The sequence below is a fragment of the Stenotrophomonas africana genome (genome assembly GCF_013004645.1).
Taxonomy (GTDB): Bacteria; Pseudomonadota; Gammaproteobacteria; order Xanthomonadales; family Xanthomonadaceae; genus Stenotrophomonas; species Stenotrophomonas africana.
In genome coordinates, this window is record NZ_JABEME010000019.1 from 1 (window position 1) to 17,084 (window position 17,084).

Annotated in this window: 16 protein-coding genes; 10 read left to right on the forward strand and 6 right to left on the reverse strand. The window is 67.6% G+C overall.

The window, feature by feature from the left end:
- Nucleotides 1–578: 578 nt before the first annotated feature.
- Nucleotides 579–1,307: a response regulator gene (locus HLA98_RS19845; RefSeq protein ID WP_049444940.1), complete on the reverse strand. Its 729-nt coding sequence runs from the start codon at nucleotides 1,305–1,307 to the stop codon at nucleotides 579–581.
- A 128-nt stretch (nucleotides 1,308–1,435) separates the two neighbouring features.
- Here HLA98_RS19845 and rlmD point away from each other — a divergent pair, with 128 nt between their 5' ends.
- The 9 genes from rlmD to HLA98_RS19890 all read left to right on the forward strand — a co-directional run bounded on the left by rlmD (nucleotide 1,436) and on the right by HLA98_RS19890 (nucleotide 8,802).
- On the forward strand, nucleotides 1,436–2,776 hold the full coding sequence (gene rlmD, locus HLA98_RS19850; protein WP_057499271.1) for a 23S rRNA (uracil(1939)-C(5))-methyltransferase RlmD: 1,341 nt from the start codon (nucleotides 1,436–1,438) through the stop codon (nucleotides 2,774–2,776).
- Between the two features lie 33 nt (nucleotides 2,777–2,809).
- Nucleotides 2,810–3,295, forward strand: a complete 486-nt coding sequence (locus HLA98_RS19855; protein WP_049444912.1) for a CYTH domain-containing protein — start codon at nucleotides 2,810–2,812, stop codon at nucleotides 3,293–3,295.
- 113 nt (nucleotides 3,296–3,408) lie between these two features.
- Nucleotides 3,409–4,104: a DsbA family oxidoreductase gene (locus HLA98_RS19860; RefSeq protein ID WP_057499272.1), complete on the forward strand. Its 696-nt coding sequence runs from the start codon at nucleotides 3,409–3,411 to the stop codon at nucleotides 4,102–4,104.
- 162 nt (nucleotides 4,105–4,266) lie between these two features.
- A complete protein-coding gene (gene nagZ, locus HLA98_RS19865) occupies nucleotides 4,267–5,274 on the forward strand; it encodes a beta-N-acetylhexosaminidase (RefSeq protein WP_049444916.1) in 1,008 nt (335 codons plus the stop codon).
- Nucleotides 5,274–5,828: a hypoxanthine-guanine phosphoribosyltransferase gene (locus HLA98_RS19870; protein ID WP_005410592.1), complete on the forward strand. Its 555-nt coding sequence runs from the start codon at nucleotides 5,274–5,276 to the stop codon at nucleotides 5,826–5,828. Before nagZ ends, HLA98_RS19870 begins: the two co-directional genes overlap by 1 nt.
- 82 nt (nucleotides 5,829–5,910) lie before the next feature.
- Nucleotides 5,911–6,657: an S-methyl-5'-thioinosine phosphorylase gene (locus tag HLA98_RS19875; protein ID WP_005410591.1), complete on the forward strand. Its 747-nt coding sequence runs from the start codon at nucleotides 5,911–5,913 to the stop codon at nucleotides 6,655–6,657.
- Between the two features lie 88 nt (nucleotides 6,658–6,745).
- Nucleotides 6,746–6,952, forward strand: a complete 207-nt coding sequence (locus HLA98_RS19880) for a cold-shock protein (protein WP_005410590.1) — start codon at nucleotides 6,746–6,748, stop codon at nucleotides 6,950–6,952.
- A 131-nt stretch (nucleotides 6,953–7,083) separates the two neighbouring features.
- Nucleotides 7,084–8,352, forward strand: a complete 1,269-nt coding sequence (locus HLA98_RS19885; protein ID WP_057499273.1) for an FAD-dependent oxidoreductase — start codon at nucleotides 7,084–7,086, stop codon at nucleotides 8,350–8,352.
- A gap of 180 nt (nucleotides 8,353–8,532) precedes the next feature.
- Nucleotides 8,533–8,802 carry a hypothetical protein gene (locus tag HLA98_RS19890; protein ID WP_049445172.1) on the forward strand — a complete coding sequence of 90 codons (270 nt, stop codon included), beginning with the start codon at nucleotides 8,533–8,535 and terminating at the stop codon, nucleotides 8,800–8,802.
- A gap of 1 nt (nucleotide 8,803) precedes the next feature.
- Here HLA98_RS19890 and pdeM read toward each other — a convergent pair whose 3' ends face one another.
- The 4 genes from pdeM to HLA98_RS19910 are packed head-to-tail and all read right to left on the reverse strand — an operon-like array spanning nucleotide 8,804 to nucleotide 14,493.
- Nucleotides 8,804–9,445 (reverse strand): ligase-associated DNA damage response endonuclease PdeM, encoded by a 642-nt coding sequence (gene pdeM / locus HLA98_RS19895; RefSeq protein ID WP_049445169.1) that lies wholly within the window; start codon nucleotides 9,443–9,445, stop codon nucleotides 8,804–8,806.
- Nucleotides 9,435–11,894, reverse strand: a complete 2,460-nt coding sequence (locus HLA98_RS19900) for a ligase-associated DNA damage response DEXH box helicase (RefSeq protein WP_057499274.1) — start codon at nucleotides 11,892–11,894, stop codon at nucleotides 9,435–9,437. Before HLA98_RS19900 ends, pdeM begins: the two co-directional genes overlap by 11 nt.
- The gene (locus tag HLA98_RS19905) at nucleotides 11,891–13,498 is read right to left on the reverse strand and encodes an ATP-dependent DNA ligase (RefSeq protein WP_057499275.1); all 1,608 of its coding nucleotides are present in this window, start codon (nucleotides 13,496–13,498) and stop codon (nucleotides 11,891–11,893) included. Before HLA98_RS19905 ends, HLA98_RS19900 begins: the two co-directional genes overlap by 4 nt.
- Nucleotides 13,495–14,493, reverse strand: a complete 999-nt coding sequence (locus HLA98_RS19910) for a ligase-associated DNA damage response exonuclease (RefSeq protein WP_057499276.1) — start codon at nucleotides 14,491–14,493, stop codon at nucleotides 13,495–13,497. The genes HLA98_RS19905 and HLA98_RS19910 overlap by 4 nt, the downstream gene beginning before the upstream one ends.
- A 113-nt stretch (nucleotides 14,494–14,606) precedes the next feature.
- Between HLA98_RS19910 and HLA98_RS19915 the strand changes: the two genes are divergently transcribed.
- Complete coding sequence (locus tag HLA98_RS19915) at nucleotides 14,607–16,244, forward strand: acyl-CoA dehydrogenase family protein (RefSeq protein ID WP_049445159.1); 1,638 nt, start codon at nucleotides 14,607–14,609, stop codon at nucleotides 16,242–16,244.
- 279 nt (nucleotides 16,245–16,523) lie between these two features.
- Here HLA98_RS19915 and HLA98_RS19920 read toward each other — a convergent pair whose 3' ends face one another.
- Entirely contained in the window at nucleotides 16,524–16,934 is a 411-nt protein-coding gene (locus tag HLA98_RS19920) for a hypothetical protein (RefSeq protein WP_057499277.1), read from the reverse strand.
- Between the last annotated feature and the right edge of the window lie 150 nt (nucleotides 16,935–17,084).

Consider the following 17,084-nt stretch of genomic DNA (forward strand, 5'->3'; position numbering starts at 1 on the left):
GGGGGGCGCTGCAAGTCCCCCTCCGGGGTCCGGCCCAGCCGCTGGCGGCTGTGCGTTCGGGCGCTTGCGAAGCAGTGCTTCGCAAGCAAAGCGCCCTCACCCATGTAAGCTCGGTCGCCGCTTGCTCGTGTGCGCTGTCCTGCGCACACGGCAAGACCGGGGTTGGGCGTCCTGCCCAACCCGCCCGAGGCATGCCTCGGGCCCATGCGGCTCACGCCCCCTCAACCGGACCCACCCCGCCTTCGACAGATTCTTGCGAGCTGTCGGAATGGCATGGGGTCGGATCCGTTTTCCACAGGAAAACGGATCCGACCCTAGATTGATTTCGATATCTGACAGAAATTCATCCACGCATGGCGTGGATCTACCCGATCGCGGCAAACTGTCAGAGGTGGGGCGGTGTCGGAGTGCGGGGTGTCAGCCGCATGGATGCGGCTGCCAAGCCCCCATGGACGGGTTTACGGCGTCCCCGCACTCCGATACCGCCCCGCCAGCCCACGGAATGCCAGCTTTTGCTTTTGCTGTTGCCTTGGCTTGAAGCCTCTGCGGGTGCAGGGCGCAGCCCTGCCGAAAAACCCTCAATGCAGCAGGGCCGCCACCGCGTCGCGAAACCCATCCTGGGCCTGCCCGGACTCGGGCGCATGATGCAACTGGCGCACCGCACGGGCCAAGCGTGCCGCACCCACGAAACCACAGCTCGCCTGCAGCCGATGCAACTGGCTGCGCAGCTGGCGCTCGTCATGCTGGTCCACCGCCTGCTCGACCGCGTCGCGTACGCCCGGCAGCTCGGCCAGGAACAGCTCGCGCAGCGCGATCAGGTGGTTGCGCTGGCCATTCAGCGCAGCCAGCGCCGCCGTCTCGTCCCAGTCCTGTACCTGCAGCTCGACCGCGGCCGGCGCCTGGGCCATGACGATCCCGGCCGGACTGTTGACCAGTGCGCGGCGCACCGCCTTCAGCAGCTGGTCGCGCCCCAGCGGCTTGACCAGCGTGTCGCTGAAGCCTGCCTCGCGCAGGCGCGCGTGGATCGAGGTATCGCCGTCGGCGGTATGCGCCAACGCCGGGGTATCGGGGTGTGAACGGCGCAGCTCGCGCAGCAGCTGCGCGCCATTGCCGTCGGGTAGATTGACGTCGATCAGCCACAGGTCATGCGCGCCGGGCTCGGCGCTCGCCAGCGCACTGGCCAGTGAATCTGCGGTGTCCACGTCCGCCGGTAACGTTTCCAACGCCGCTTTGAAAAAACCGCGGCTGATGATGTCGTCCTCGACAAGCAGGAAGCGGGGCCGGCTGGCCCGCGGGGTCATCTGCATCAGGGCTGCCTCCATGTCAGCTGACCGCAATCATCAAGCACGGCGGCGGCGGGCGCAAGCGGGTCCGGACCCTGCCGGTCAGGATCTGCGACAATACGCCCCCATTTTTGCCCGCAGCCTGTTGCCACGTGGCCCGATCCCGCTCCCGCTCCCGCACCGACCGTACTCCGTTCCAGACCGAGATCCTCGACCTCAGCCATGATGGTCGCGGCGTCGCCCGCCGTGAAGGCGAGGGCGGCAAGGTCACCTTCGTCAGCGGCGCCCTGCCGGGTGAAGTGGTCATGGCCGAACAGACCGCCCGCAGCCGCCATTTCGACGAAGCGCGCACGGTGGAAGTGCTGCAGGCCTCGCCGCAGCGCGTGACCCCGAAGTGCCCGCACTTCGGCACCTGTGCCGGCTGCGTGCTGCAGCACCTGGATGAAGACCAGCAGATCGTGGCCAAGCAGCGCGTGCTGATGGACAACCTGGAGCGCATCGGCCACGTGAAGCCGGGTACCGTGCTGGCGCCGCTGGTCGGCGAGAGCTGGGGCTACCGGCGCAAGGGCCGCTTCTCGGTGCGTCGGGTCGAGAAGAAGGACAAGACCCTGGTCGGTTTCCGTGAACAGGATCCGCGTTTCGTCGCCGACCTCAGCCAGTGCCTGACCGTGATCCCGGAGATCGGCACCAAGGTCGAGGCGCTGTCCACCTTCATCGAATCGCTCGATGGCAAGCGCGATATCCCGCAGATCGAGTTCATTGCCGGCGACCAGGCCGTGGTCCTGACCGTGCGCCACCTGCAGCCACTCAGCGACGCCGATCGTGCGGCCTGGGCCGCCTTCGGCCAGCAGCACGGCTTCGTGATCTACCTGCAGTCCGGTGGCGTGGACACCGTGCAGCCGCTGGACGGGCAGGGTGTGCCGCTGTCGTTCCGGCTTGCGCCGTGGGATGTAGAGCTGGCGTTCCGTCCGCTGGACTTCATCCAGGTCAACGCCAAGCTCAACGAGAAGATGATCGCCCACGCCCTGGACCTGCTGGAACCGGGCGAGGACGAGCGCGTGCTGGACCTGTTCTGCGGCTTGGGCAACTTCACCCTGCCGCTGGCCCGTCGCGTGCGCGAAGTGGTGGGTGTGGAAGGTGATGCCGGCCTCGTCGCGCGTGCCCGTGAGAATGCCGAGCGCAATGGCCTGGCCAACGCGCAGTTCTTCAGCGCCGACCTCACCCAGGACCAGCGCAGCACCCCCTGGATGCGCCAGGGCTTCGACAAGCTGCTGCTGGACCCGCCGCGCTCGGGCGCGATCGAAGTACTGCAGCAGCTGCCGCTGAAGCAGTTCAAGCGGATCGTCTACGTCAGCTGCCATCCGGGCTCGCTGGCACGCGATGCCGGCTATCTGGTCAACGAACAGGGCTTCACCCTGGTCAGCGCCGGTGCCATGGACATGTTCCCGCACACCGCACACGTGGAAAGCATCGCGGTGTTCGAGAAGCGCTGATCGGCTGTCATGCCCATCGCGCATAATGGCGCGATGGGCATCGAAATCGAACGCAAATTCCTCGTCAGCAGTGATGGCTGGCGCACCGTCGCGCACCGGGTGATCCCGATGGCGCAGGGCTATATCAACGACATGGGCGCGCTGGATCGCGGCACCCAGAACGCCTCGGTGCGCGTGCGCATCGAGGGCGACCACGCCGCGCTGAACCTGAAGTCGCGCACCATCGGCCACACCCGGCAGGAATTCGATTACCCGATTCCGGTGGAGGACGCACGCGCGCTGCTGGCGTTGTGCGTGGGTGGCCTGATCGACAAGCGCCGCCACCTGGTCGAACACGCCGGCCTGACGTGGGAAGTGGACGAGTTCCTCGGCGACAACGCCGGCCTGGTCGTGGCCGAGGTCGAGCTCGACAGCGCCGACCAGGTCATTGACCTGCCGGACTGGGTCGGCGCCGAAGTCACTGATGACGCCCGCTACTACAACGTTGCCCTGGCCAGTCATCCGTATTCAGAGTGGTGAGCCCCCCAAAAGGGGACGGAGGGGATTAAGTCGTCTTTACCCCACCTGTGCTGAAAACGACTTAATCCCCTCCGTCCCCTTTTATCGAGGGGCGCGGCCCCCATGTCGGGGGGATGAGAATCGATATCTACTCCGACGTGGTCTGCCCCTGGTGCTGGATTGGCAAGCATCGTTTCCAGCAGGGTGTGCAGTTGCTGGGCGCGGACGCGCCTGAACTCGACATCCATTGGCAGCCGTTCCAGCTGGACCCAGATGTGGACGCCACCCCGGTGCCGCTGCGCGAGGCCTACGTGCGCAAGTTCGGCGGCGTCGAGCGCACCGAGCAGATTCTCGGCCAGACCCAGACCACGGCGCGTGCCGAAGGCCTGCCGATGGACTTCGGCCAGGGCCAGGTGCGGGTGACCACGCTGCCGGCGCACCGGGTGCTGTGGCTGGCCGGCCAGCACGGCGTGCAGGATGCGGTCGGCGAAGCGCTGTTCCGCGCCCACTTCGAGCATGGCCAGAACCTGGCGGACAGTACGGTGCTGATCAAGGCCGGTGTGGCGGGCGGCCTGGATGGCGGCGAAATCGCGCAGATGCTGGCCTCCGCCCGCGGTCTGGCCGAGGTCGAAGCCAAGCTGGCGGAGGCCCATGCGCTGGGCATTTCTTCGGTGCCGACCTTCGTCATCGATGGAAAGTGGGCCATTTCCGGGGCACAGCCCCCAGAGGCCTTCGCCAACGCCCTGCGCCAGATCGCGGCCGAACAGGGCGCCCCGGCAGCTTCGGTTGACGGAGACGAGTCCTGCGGCCCTGACGGCTGCAAGGTCTGACCGCCCCGAAAAGGGGACGGAGGGAATCAAGACGTATCCAGCCCGTAGGGGCCTATTGCGGCTTAATCCCCTCCGTCCCCTTTTTCTGACCACTGCGCCTGCCGGCCGGTTCTGCGACAATGCGGCACTGCGCCATGCGGGCGCGCGTTGTGGAGATCGACCATGCTGCTGATCGGCGTTGCCGGCACCGAACTCACTGCCCAGGAACGCGACTGGCTGCAGCACGATGCCGTGGCCGGGGTGGTGCTGTTCAAGCGCAACTTCGCCTCGCGCCAGCAGGTGACCGATCTGAGCGCGGCGATCCGCGCTGCCGCGCCGCGCCCGCAGCTGATCTGCGTGGACCAGGAAGGCGGCCGCGTGCAGCGTTTCCGCGAGGGCTACAGCGAGCTGCCGCCGTTGCAGGACATCGGGGCGCTGTATGCCACCGATCCGCAGCAGGCACTGGCCCTGGCCGAGCAGCACGCCTGGCTGATGGCCAGCGAAGTGCGTGCCAGCGGCCTGGATCTCAGCTTCGCGCCGGTGGTCGACCTGGGGCGCGGCAACCGCGCCATCGGCAACCGCGCCTTCAGTGAAGACCCGCAGGTGGTGGCCGCGTTCACCGCCGCCTATGTGCGTGGCATGCATGCGGTCGGCATGGCCGCCACGCTCAAGCATTTCCCCGGCCACGGCACCGTGCTGGAAGACACCCACGTGGATACCGCGATCGATCCGCGCGCGCTGGACGAGCTGCGCGCGCAGGACCTGGTGCCATTCCAGGCCGGCATCGCCGCCGGTGCCGATGCCGTGATGATGGCGCACGTGATCTACCCGCAGATTGCGCCTGAACCGGCCGGCTATTCGCCGCGCTGGATCCAGGACATCCTGCGCGGCGAGCTCGGCTTCCGCGGCGTGGTGTTCTCCGATGACATCGGCATGGCGGCCTCGCACAGCGCCGGTGGCGTGCCGGCACGCGTGCACGCGCATCTGGATGCCGGCTGCGACGTGGTGCTGGTCTGCCACCCGGAACTGGTCGATGAAGCCCTGCACGCAGTGCAGGGGCGTTCCCTCAATACTGCTGCGCTGCTGGGCCTGCTCGGCCGCGGCGCGCTTGGCTGGGACGGCCTGCTGGCCGATGCCCGCCATGGCGACACCCAATCCCGTCTGCTTGAAACCCTTGGAAGAACCGTCTGATGCCTAACCTCACCATTTCCCAGGCCCTGGCCCAGGCTGACCTGCTGGTCGACCGCCCCACCATCGACAAGGCCATCGCTGGTATCGCCGACGCCATCGCGCGCGATTACAAGGGCGAGGTGCCGCTGTTCCTGTCCATCATGCACGGTGCGCTGCCGTTCGCCGGCCAGCTGGCACTGGAACTGGGCGCGCGCGGCCAGGACGTGCAGTTCGATTACCTGCACGCCACCCGCTACCGTGGCGAAACCACCGGCGGCGACCTGGTCTGGAAGCACAAGCCGGCCACCTCGCTGTTCGGCCGCCGCGTGCTGCTGGTCGACGACATTCTGGACGAGGGCTACACCCTGCAGGGCGTGCGCACCTGGTGCCTGGAACAGGGCGCGACCGACGTACGCATCGCCGCGATGACGGTGAAGAAGCACGATCGCGCACTGCCGGACGTGACTGCCGACTATGCCGGCATCGAACTGCCGGACCGCTACGTGTTCGGCTTCGGCATGGACGTCAACGAAACCCTGCGCTGCGTGCCGGCCATCTACGCAATGAAGGAATAACGGCGCAGCCGCCTGCGGCGCGTCTTCTTCCATCGCCGGCATCCTAGGGTGCCGGCGTTCGTCTTTTCATGGAGTGCTTCGAATGCAACAGATCGCCCTGGCCGTGATCGGCGGTACCGGTGTCTACAACCTGGCCAAGCTTGACGACGTGCAGACCCACGAGGTCGACACCCGCTTCGGCCGCCCGTCCGGCCCGGTGCGCGTCGGTACACTGCTCGGCCATCGCGTGGCATTCCTGGCGCGGCACGGCGAGGGGCATTCGCTGCCGCCGCACAAGATCAACTACCGCGCCAACCTTGCCGCGCTGCAGCAGCTGGGCGCGCAGCGCGTGCTGGCGTTGAACACGGTCGGTGGCATCACCGAGAACTTCGGTCCGCGCGTTCTGGCTTGCCCGGACCAGATCATCGATTACACCTGGGGCCGGATCAGCACGATCTGTGAAGAAGAAGGCACCGACGTGGTCCACGTCGATTTCGGCCATCCGTACACGCCGATGCTGCGCAGCAAGATCCTGGCCGCGGCCAAAGTGACCGGCGTCACGGTCCATGACGGTGGCTGCTATGGCGCAACGCAGGGGCCGCGCCTGGAAACCATCGCTGAAATCGCCCGGATGCGCCGCGACGGCTGCGACCTGGTGGGCATGACCGGCATGCCGGAAGCCGCGCTGGCACGCGAGCTGGGGCTGGATTATGCCTGCCTGGCGATCATCGCCAACTGGGCTGCCGGGTGTGGTGATGGCGAGGAGATTACGATGGCCGAAGTGCTGGCCAACGTGCAGGCGGCAAGCAACGGACTTCCGGAACTGGTGGGCGAATTGGCGCGGGGGTGATTGTCTTCCCCGTGCAAGCTTTGCATACTCAGCTTGTGCGCGGGTTCAGCGTACACCACCCATTCATTGCATAAGGTCTCGCATCACCATGCCGAACGGTACCGTCAAGTGGTTCAACGACGCCAAGGGATTTGGCTTCATCTCGCCGGAGGATGGCAGCGCCGACGTGTTCGCGCACTTCTCCGCCATCAACTCCAAGGGCTTCCGCAGCCTGCAGGAAGGCCAGCGTGTCACCTATGACGTGACCCAGGGCCCCAAGGGCGCCCAGGCTTCGAACATCACGCCGGCCGAGTGATCCACTCGACAGTGCGTTGAAAACCCCGCTTCGGCGGGGTTTTTTTTGGGGGGCAGCAGATCCACGCCAGGCGTGGATGCCGTGTGCGGACTCCCTTCTCCATCGCAACCCTCCTCGGGCACAATGCGGCCATGACGGAACGACTGCGTATTGCCGTGATCGGCTACGGCACCGCTGGACAGGCAGTGTCCATCCTGCTCACCCGTGACGGCCACGAGGTGGAAATTTTCGAACGCGTGCCCACGCCGGGACCGGTTGGCGCCGGCTTCCTGCTGCAACCCAGCGGCCTGCAGGTGCTGTGGCAGATGGGCCTGCTTGATGCAGTGCGCGCGCATGCCGCTCCGGTGCACCGCCTGTATGGCGATACGCCGTGCGAACGCGCAGTGATGGACATGCGCTACGACGGCCTGGATACGCGCCTGCACGGCCTTGGCATGCAGCGCGGGGCCTTGTTCTCGCTGCTGGACGAAGCGCGTGCGGGGGCGGGCCAGCTGCATGCCGGCGTCACCATTGCCGCAGTGGATGCCGAGCAGGGCCGCCTGCGCGACAGCGAAGGGCGCATGCACGGCCCGTTCGATCTGGTGGTGGTCGCCGATGGCGCTGCATCAACGCTGCGCGGCACCATCGCAGGCGGTGCCGGGCTGGACCGTGTGTATCCGTGGGGGGCGTTGTGGTGCCTGCTGCCGGCCGAGGACTGGCCACACGTGCGGGAGCTGCGCCAACGCTATGTGGCTGCGCGCAAGATGATCGGCCTGCTGCCGGTCGGTACGCGGCCCGGTGATGACACGCCGCGCCTGAGCTTCTTCTGGAGCCTGCCACGTGCCGACTTCGAGCGTTGGCAGAGCGATGGCATGCCCGCCTGGTTGGAGGAACTGCACACGCTGTGGCCGCAGGCCGCTGCGCGCTTCGCCCATCTGCGCGACCCCGGCCAGATGGCGCGCGCGATCTATCGCGATGCAGTGATGACGCGTTGGCATCAGGGTCGCATGGTACTGGCCGGAGATGCCGCGCACGCGATGAGCCCGCAGCTGGGGCAGGGGGTGAACATGGCGCTGCTCGATGCACTGGCGCTGCGCGATGCCGTGCGCAGCCATGGCGGCGGTGCGGTGGCACTGCAGGCCTACCAGGCGCAGCGACGCGCACATGTGGCGGTTTATCAGCGCTGGAGTCGTTGGCTGACGCCGCTGTTCCAGTCTGACCGCGATGCCTGGGCAAAGGCGCGTGATGTACTGCTCGGGCCGATGGGGCGCCTGCCTGGTGGTCGTGGCCACATGCTGCGCGTTCTCAGTGGCACGCAGCATGGCTGGTTCGGCTCGCTGGCACTGGATCCGGCCTTCATCGACGCGTTGGCAACGGCCGCCGAACCGCCCCGCATCATCGCCGCAACTGCCGGCGCGTGAGGCTTGCCGTCACGTGAATTAACGGTTGCCTCACCGCAGATGTGCGAGAAGAGGGGAGCACGCGACAGCCGCGTCGCCCGTTTTCCTTTCCGTGATCGATATCGCGCGTGGCCCGGGTGGCGCCGCCGTTGCGGCCTGCTGCGGCCCGGACGCGCCGCTGATGTTGAAGAGGAGGACGCCATGTTGTTCGCGGTCGAGGAGCTGGAATCGGAAATCTGCAAGCTGCGCGGACTGCTGCAGATGCTGCATGAGGACCAGCCCGACGTACTGGAGGACGTATTCGAATTCCATGTCGGCAGCCTGATCAGCCATGCATCGCCCGAGCATCACGCACGCATCCGGGCCTGTGCGCAGGAAATGCTGGTGGCCATCCAGGCCCTGCCGTGGCGGCGTGACGATGACACGCCTGATTTCCGGCTGATGCCGGCGCTGAGCGTCCGCCCAGCCTGATTCATCGCACGGGCAGTTCCACCAGGCCATCCTCCACACAGGCGATCATCCGCTCGCTGTGGGCAGGTACGGGCGTGATTCCAGCGGTGAACGCGGAGAATGCGGGCAGGATCGTCATGCGCTCGCGCAGCCAGAACGCAGGGAAGCGCCGCCGCAACGGCGGCAAGGCGATCTGCGGATGCAGATGACCGGCGATCACGTGCAATGCCGCATCGGGAATCGGCTCATGGCGAAGCAGGAACGCCTGCAGCCGTACTTCATCGTGGATATGGACCTGCAGCTGCGCATGCGGGAGCTGCCGGTCGTGATTGCCGCGCAGTACATGCACGTCCAGCGCGGCATTGCGCTCGCGCCATGCCAACCATTGCTGGTACCACGCGGCGCGATGTGCGGGCCCATGCAGGATGTCGCCAAGGATCCAGAGTTCGCGGCAGGTGTGCGCGTCAAGCACTGACTGCAGGCGCTGCAGGTCTGTGTGGGTGCCGCCAGCGGGCAGCGCGATGCCGGCGCGGCGGAACACGTCGGCCTTGCCCAGGTGCAGGTCGGCGATCAGCAGTGCCTGCCGTGCGGGCCAGTACATGGCGCGCGCGCCGACCAGCATGAACGGCTCGCCGGCCAGCAGCAGCGGCAGTTCATCGGCCATGGCGGCGTTCCAGCTGTTGTGCGGCGCGCTGCACGCGGCTGCGCCAGTCTTCGTTGCTGAATTGCCCGCGCAGCCGCTCTGCCCACAGTGGGAAGCCCAGTGGTGTGAGTGATGAAGGGCGCTGTACCGACAGCGAGCGCATGCCGATCCGTTCCAGTACCTGCTGCAGTCCGGAAAGATCCAGGCTGTCGTACAGTACTTCGCGCTCGGCCAGGGCCAGCAGCAGATGGTCGGGATCATGCTCGCGCAATACGTCGTACAGCAGGCCCGCCGAGGCCTGCAGCTGGCGCAGCGAACGCGGCATGCCACCGGGCGGGCTCGGAACCAGCAGCCCGGCGACGCGAGCGATGCCTCGGAACTGGCGTCGCGCCAGCTCGCCCAGGTTCACCGCCGCACGCAGATCGTCGAGCAGTTGATCAGCAGTGAACAGCACCCGCCACTGCTGCGCCTCCAGATCGACCGTCTGCGCCGGGGCCAGCACCAGGCCGTGGTCGTTCACTGCATAGCCGATGCTGTTGCGCTGCCGGCGCGTGAGCCGCAGCGCCAGCAGCGCGGCCAGTGCCTCGTGAACGTGGCGGCCGGCAAACGGATAGACGAACAGGAACTGGCCGTCGCGGCGCCGCACGTCTTCAATCAGCAGATGGTCCGGCCCGGGGCGTGCGGACACCTGTTCCTGCAGAGCCAACAGCGGAGCCAGCCAGCGTGATTCCGCGCTGTCGTCGGCACCGGACAGGACCCACTCCAGTTCGCGGCCGAGCGCCGTTGACAGCGGCAACTGACCTCCCTGCCATCGCGGCACGACACCCTCACCGCGCCCTCGTGCCAGGCGCACGAAGGCGGTCATGTCGCGCAGCTGCACCAGTTCCAGCAGGCGCCCGGCGAACTGGAAGCGATCGCCACGGCGCAGCCGGCTGGCGAACTGCTCCTCCACGGCGCCCAGGCCACCACCGCGCAGGAACTGCACGCGCACGCTGCCATCGCTGCTGATGGTGCCGATCGACAACCGGTGGCGAAGTGCCTGGCGGCGATCATGCATGCGGTAGCAGCCGTCGTCATCGCGTACGACCTTGTGGAAATCGGGGTACTGGGCCAGCGCCTGGCCGCCCTGCACGATGAAGGTCAGTACCGCCTGCCATTGACCGTCGCCGAGCGATGCGAAGGCGTGGGTGCGCCGTACCTGCGTCAGTAGCGCATCGCTGTCGAAGCCACCGGCCAGGGCGCGGCTGACCGCATGCTGGGCCAGCACATCCAGCGACAGCGTGAGTGGCCTGCGTGCTTCGACCACGCGTTCGGCCAAGGCACGGCGCACCGCGGCGTACTCGGCCAGTTCCAGCGCATGGCTGGGCACGCACAGGATGGCGCCGCTGGCACCCGGGCGGTGGCGTGCTCGTCCGGCGCGTTGGCGCAGGCGCGCCACGCCTTTCGGGCTGCCCAACTGCAGTACCTGTTCAACCTCGGGGAAGTCCACGCCAAGGTCGAGGCTGGAGGTGGCCACCACGCAGCGCAGCGCGCCCGCGCGCAGTCCGTCTTCCACCTGCTGGCGCAGCGCAGGATCCAGCGAGCCGTGGTGCAGCGCCAACGTAGCTGCGTCTTCCGGCCAGACGGCCGCCAGTGCCTGATGCCACAGTTCTGCCTGCGCACGGGTGTTGGTGAACAACAGGCTGCTGCGTGCCCGCATCAATGCGTCCAGCACGCGAGGCAGCTGCGCCAGGCCCAGATGCCCGGCCCAGGGGAAACGTTCGCCGGGGTCAGGCAGCAGGCTGCGCACGCTGATCGCACGCGGGCGCACGCCCTGCACGATCGGCGCGTCGGGCTGTCCGGGCAGCAGCACGTCGCGCGCCTCTTCCAGATTGCCCAGCGTGGCCGACAGCCCCCACAGCTGCAATGCAGGCGTGGCATCGCGTAGCACGGCCAGATTCAACTGCAGCAGGACGCCGCGCTTGTTGCCCAGCAGCTCGTGCCATTCGTCCACTACCACGCAGCGCAGCTGGCGCATGCGCGGCAGCGTATCCGGATAGCTCAACAGCAGCGCCAGCGATTCCGGCGTGGTCACCAGCACGTCGATGCGCCCTTCGCGCGCCTGTCGTCGTTCGCGGCTGCTGGCGTCACCGCTGCGCAGGCCGACCCGCCATCCCAGCCCCAATCCATCGACCACGGCCTGCAGTGCGCGTGCGGTGTCGCTTGCCAATGCGCGCAAAGGCGTCACCCATAGCACCTGCAGCGGGCGCACCGCACTGGCGCGGCGGGGCGAAGGCGCTGGGTCGATCATGGCCTGCAGCAGCGGGCCGCCAAACATCGCCAGCGTCTTGCCGCTGCCGGTGGGCGTGTGCAGCAACCCGGATTCACCGGCAAGGTAATGCCGCCACATTGCGCGCTGGAACGGCAGGGAACGCCAGCCACGACCGGCAAACCAGTCTTCCAGCCGGCGCAGCGCCTGGCTGCGGGTCATCGCGCCAGCGCCTGCAGGCTGGCCAGTTGATCGGCCTCGCTGGCAGGCTTGTCGTGCCGCCAACGCAGGATGCGCGGAAAGCGCACGGCGATGCCGGACTTGTGCCGGCTGCTGCGGTTGACCGCTTCGAAGCCCAGCTCGAAGACCTGCTCGGCGCGTACGCTGCGTACCGGACCAAAGCGCTCACGGGTATTGGCGCGGATCCAGCGATCGAGTGCCAGGATCTCCTTGTCGTCCAGGCCCGAGTAGGCCTTGGCCACCGGCACCAGTGTGTCACCGTCCCAGACGCCGAAGGTGTAGTCGGTGTACAGCGTGCTGCGTCGCCCGTGGCCGGCCTGCGCGTACAGCAGCACCGCATCGATGGTGAGTGGATCGACCTTCCATTTCCACCAGTCGCCGCGTCGCCGCCCGGCCTGGTAAGGAGACGTACGTCGCTTCAGCATCAACCCTTCCACGCCGCGCTCGCGCGCCACCTCGCGCATCGCTGCAGCCTGCGGCCAGTCGCCGGCGGCAACATCGGGCGACAGCTGGACCCGCGCATCATCCAGGGCACCGATCACGGCGGTGAGCCGCATGCGCCGTTCCTGCAACGGGAGCTCGCGCAGGTCCGCGCCATCGAGTTCCAGCAGGTCATAGGCGAGCACGCGCACCGGCGTGTTGCGCAGGGTGGCTGCACCGGGTTTGCGGCGCTGGATGCGGGTCTGCAGCGCGGTGAAGGCACGCGGCAGGCCGGTGGCCTCGTCCCAGGCCAGCAGCTCGCCGTCCAGCACGCAGCCATCGGGAAGCGCCATCGCCGCTTGTTCGATTTCGGGGAAGCGGCCATCCAGCCGCTCTTCGCCGCGTGACCACAATGCGACTTCGCCACGCCGGCGCAGCAGCTGCAGGCGGATGCCATCCCATTTCCATTCCAGCAGCCAATCATCGATCGGGCCGAGCCGTTCGGCAGGTTCACCTTCCAGTGGCGATGCGAGGAAGAACGGGTAGGGTTGCTGGCGGTCCAGGGGAAGCTCATCGGGCGACAGCAGCTGGCCCAGCAGCCCGGGCGAGGGTACCCACTCGCCGAGCATGCGCTGGGCGATGCGTGCGATGTCCAGGCCCGACCATTCGGCCAGCGCCTGCTGCACCAGCCGCTGCGAAACGCCTACGCGCAGGGCACCGGTCAGCAGCTTGTTGAACACCAGGCGTTCGCCGCTGCACAGTTGCTGCCAGCCTGCGACGACCGCCGCACGGCGCACTTCTTCAGGTTGATTGGCCACCGCCAGCAGATGCTGTTCGATCCATTCGGCCAGCGGGCGGTCGACGGCTGGCTGCGATGGATCATCCAGCAGCAGGGTCAGCGTTTCGGCCAGGTCACCTACCTGCGCATAGCTGTCTTCCACCAACCATGGGGGCAAGCCGGATTCCTCGGCAATCCAGGCGCGCAGTTCACCGCTGGCAGCGATCTTGCGGCGTGCACCGCCCACCTTGCCACCGCTGAGCAGGTACAGCGCCCATGCCGCGTCGTGTGCACCTGCCTGGCGGAAGTAATCGACCAGCGCTGCACGCTTGTCCAGCGTCGCGGTGCTGCGATCCAGGCGCTGGTAAAGCGCGGCGAAGGCCTTCATTCCTCGCTCCCGAAATCGGTACGGAAGGCTTCGGCCGCCACGCCGCGCTCGCGCAGGAACGGAATCAACGCATCGGTATTGCCATGGGTAGCGATCACCCGCTGCGCACCCGTCTGTTCGATGGTCTGCAGCAGCGCTGGCCAATCGGCGTGATCGGAAATGACGAAACCGCGATCGACATTGCGGCGCCGCCGATTGCCGCGCAACTGCATCCAGCCGGATGCGAAGCCCAGCTGGTGGCGGCCGAAGCGGCGCATCCAGGGCGTGCCCGCAGCCGAGGGCGGGGCGAGGATCAGCTGGCCGGCGGCATCAGGCTGGCGGCCCTGCTCGGCCACGGTGAGTGTCTCCAGCATCGGCACGCCGGCTTGCCGGTAGACGGCGACGCCATTGGCGATGGCACCGTGCAGCCAGGCCGGGCGGTCGTCCAGCGGCAGCAGCTCGGCAAGCACGCGTTGTGCCTTACCGAGCGCGTAGCACAGCAGGATCGCAGCCTCGCCGCGTTGTTCGCATTCGCGGCGCCACGCCACGATCTCGGCCGCCACTGCCGGCGTGTCCGGCCAGCGGTAGATGGGCAGGGCGAAGGTGGCTTCGGTGATGAAGGTATCGCAGGGCACCACTTCGAACGGCGCGCAGGTCGGGTCGGGCTGGCGCTTGTAGTCGCCCGAGGCTACCCAGACCTGCCGGCCGTCGTCGATGCGCACCTGCGAAGAGCCGAGGACGTGGCCGGCAGGGTGCAGCGATACCTGCACCTTCCCCAGGCGGAACGGCACGCCCTCGACGTGCGCCTGCACCGGCACATCACCCAGGCGCCAGCGCAGGATCGGCAGGCTGCCGTCGCTGCAGTGGTATTCGCCCATGCCCGGGCGGGCATGGTCGCCGTGGCCATGGGTAATGACCGCACGCGGTACCGGTCGCCACGGGTCGATATGGAAATCGCCGGCGGCGCAGTACAGCCCCTCCGGGCGCAGCACCACCAGATCATCGTTGTCTGCCATGCGGCCACTGTGGCCTGCGTCTCGTGCAGAGGGTGAGAACCGGCCTGAACACGGGCTTGGCAGGCGATGCGGCACAATCGGGCCGCAGACTTCTTGGCGCCAGGATGGACCGGATGAGTGGACCCAGCTTCAGCAGCAATGCGCCGTATGAAACCCATGTGGTGCTGAACCAGCCGCCGCCGTTTGCAGGGCGACAACTGTGGACCGACGACGTGGCGTTGATGGACGCCGTGCAGCGCGAAGGGGCCGGCAGCTTCGCGCCTCGCCTGGCGGTCTATGGCGCACTGGCGGGGGATGAGCTGTACCGGATCGGCTTCGACGCCAACCGTGATCGCCCGCGCCTGCGCACGCATGATGCGCAGGGCCACCGCATCGATACGGTGGAGTTCCATCCGGCCTATCACCAGCTGATGGGTACGGCCAAGTCGCACGGTGTCGCTGGATTGTCCTGGCACGAGCCACAGCCCGGCGCACACGTGGCACGTGCGGCGTTGAGCTACCTGCATCACCAGGCCGAAGCTGGCACCAGTTGCCCCTTGACCATGACCCATGCGGCCGTGGCGGTGCTGCAGTCCCAGCCCCATCTGGCCGAGTGGGCGCGCAAGGCCGCCGCGCCGGTCTATGACCCGCGCGATGTGCCGGTGACGGACAAGGCCGGCATCACCCTGGGCATGGGCATGACCGAGAAGCAGGGTGGTTCCGACGTGCGTGCCAACAGCACGCGTGCTGAACCGATCGATGGCGAACGCTATCGCCTGGTGGGCCACAAGTGGTTCTTCTCCGCTCCGATGTGCGACGGCTTCCTCGTGTTGGCACAAGCGCCGGGCGGATTGACCTGCCTGCTGATGCCGCGCCGGCTGGCCGATGGCGACCGCAACGCGTTCCGTTTGATGCGGCTGAAGGACAAGCTCGGCGATTGGGCCAACGCCTCCAGCGAGGTCGAGTTCTGCGGCGCACAGGCATGGCGCGTGGGCGAAGAGGGGCGCGGCGTGGCCACCATCATCGGCATGGTGATGATGACCCGCCTGGACTGCATGCTGGGTGCAGCGGCGGAGATGCGCATGGCGCTGGCGCAGGCGCTGCACCACGCACGCCATCGACGCACCTTCGGCAAGCTGCTGGTCGAGCATCCGCTGATGACCAACGTGCTGGCTGATCTGGCGCTGGAGTCGGAAGCGGCCACGGTGTTGGCGATGCGCATCGCACGCGCGGTGGATCGCGCCGGTGTGGATGCCAACGAAGCGGCGATGGCGCGGCTGGGCACGGCATTGGGCAAGTACTGGCTGTGCAAGCGCGCGCCGGCCTTCGTCAATGAAGCACAGGAGTGCCTGGGCGGTGCCGGTTACGTGGAGGAGTCGATGCTGCCGCGCCTCTACCGGCAGGCACCGTTGAATTCGATCTGGGAGGGCAGCGGTAACATCCAGTGCTTGGATGTGCTGCGTGCGCTGGCGCGTGAACCGGAGGCGATGGCGGCGTTGCGCGATGAGCTGACGTCGGTGGCAGACCGTGACGCGCGCTACGCATCGGCATTGCAGCGCTGGGCATCGGCGCCGCCACCGGAAGAATCGCAGGCGCGGCTGTTCTGCGAGCGTACTGCGCTGCTGCTGCAGGCCGCGTTGCTGTTGCGTGCGCGCAGCCCGGTGGCGGAGGCGTTCGTGCGCAGCCGGCTGGAGGGGGAGCATGGGCTGGCGTTCGGGACGCTGCCGGCGGGGTTGGAGCTGACGGCGATGCTGGCGCGCGCGCTGCCGTAGCGGCGGCCAACGGCGGAGCCCCTCGTGGTGGGCGCTGATATCGGCGGTGGCCGCGCGAGTGGGTTGCGCAGGGGACGCCGTGAACCCGTCCTCGGGGGCTTGGCCGCGGCATCCATGCTGCGGACGCCCCTGCGCAACCCACCCGCGCGGCCGCGGACAATTTCCGGGGGCGCACACCACGGAATCAACAGAAAAGGCAGAGAGCGAAAAGCAGAAAAGCCGCGGCAGTGCCGCGGCTTTTCCTGTAGCGCCGAGTCGATGCTCGGCTGCCGGTAGGGCTTAGTGCTTGGCTTCTTCCTTGGCGGCATTGGCCTTGGCGTCATTGGCGACATCGCGGGCCTTGTCGGCGACCTTCTGTGCCGCGTTGGCGGTCGCGTCGCTGGCGTGTGCGGCAGCGTCGGTTGCGGCGTCCTTGGCCTTGTCGGCGGCGTTGGCGGTGGCGTCTGCAGCCTTGTCCAGCGCCTGCTGGGTATCGGCGGCAGCCTGCTCGGAAGCGGCAGCGGTCTTGTCGGCAGCGTTGCGGGTGGCTTCAGCGGCCTTGTCCACGGCGTCACGGGCGGCAGCGCCCGCGCTGTCGGCGGCCTGCTGTGCGTCCTGCTTGGCCTGTTCGGCTTCCGGGCCCTTGCAGGCCGCCAGGGCCAGCAGCAGGGAGGCGGCCAGCAGGGGGGTGGTGATCGGACGAATCTTCATGGCGGTCTCCGGTACTGCAATGGATGGGGACGCCAGCCTATTCATGCCATTGTGAAGAGGGAGTCGCGATGCAGCGGCTCAGTCGCGCGCATTCGACAAAAGAAAAAGCCGCTGGCGAACCAGCGGCTTTTCCAGAACAGCGTGAAGAAA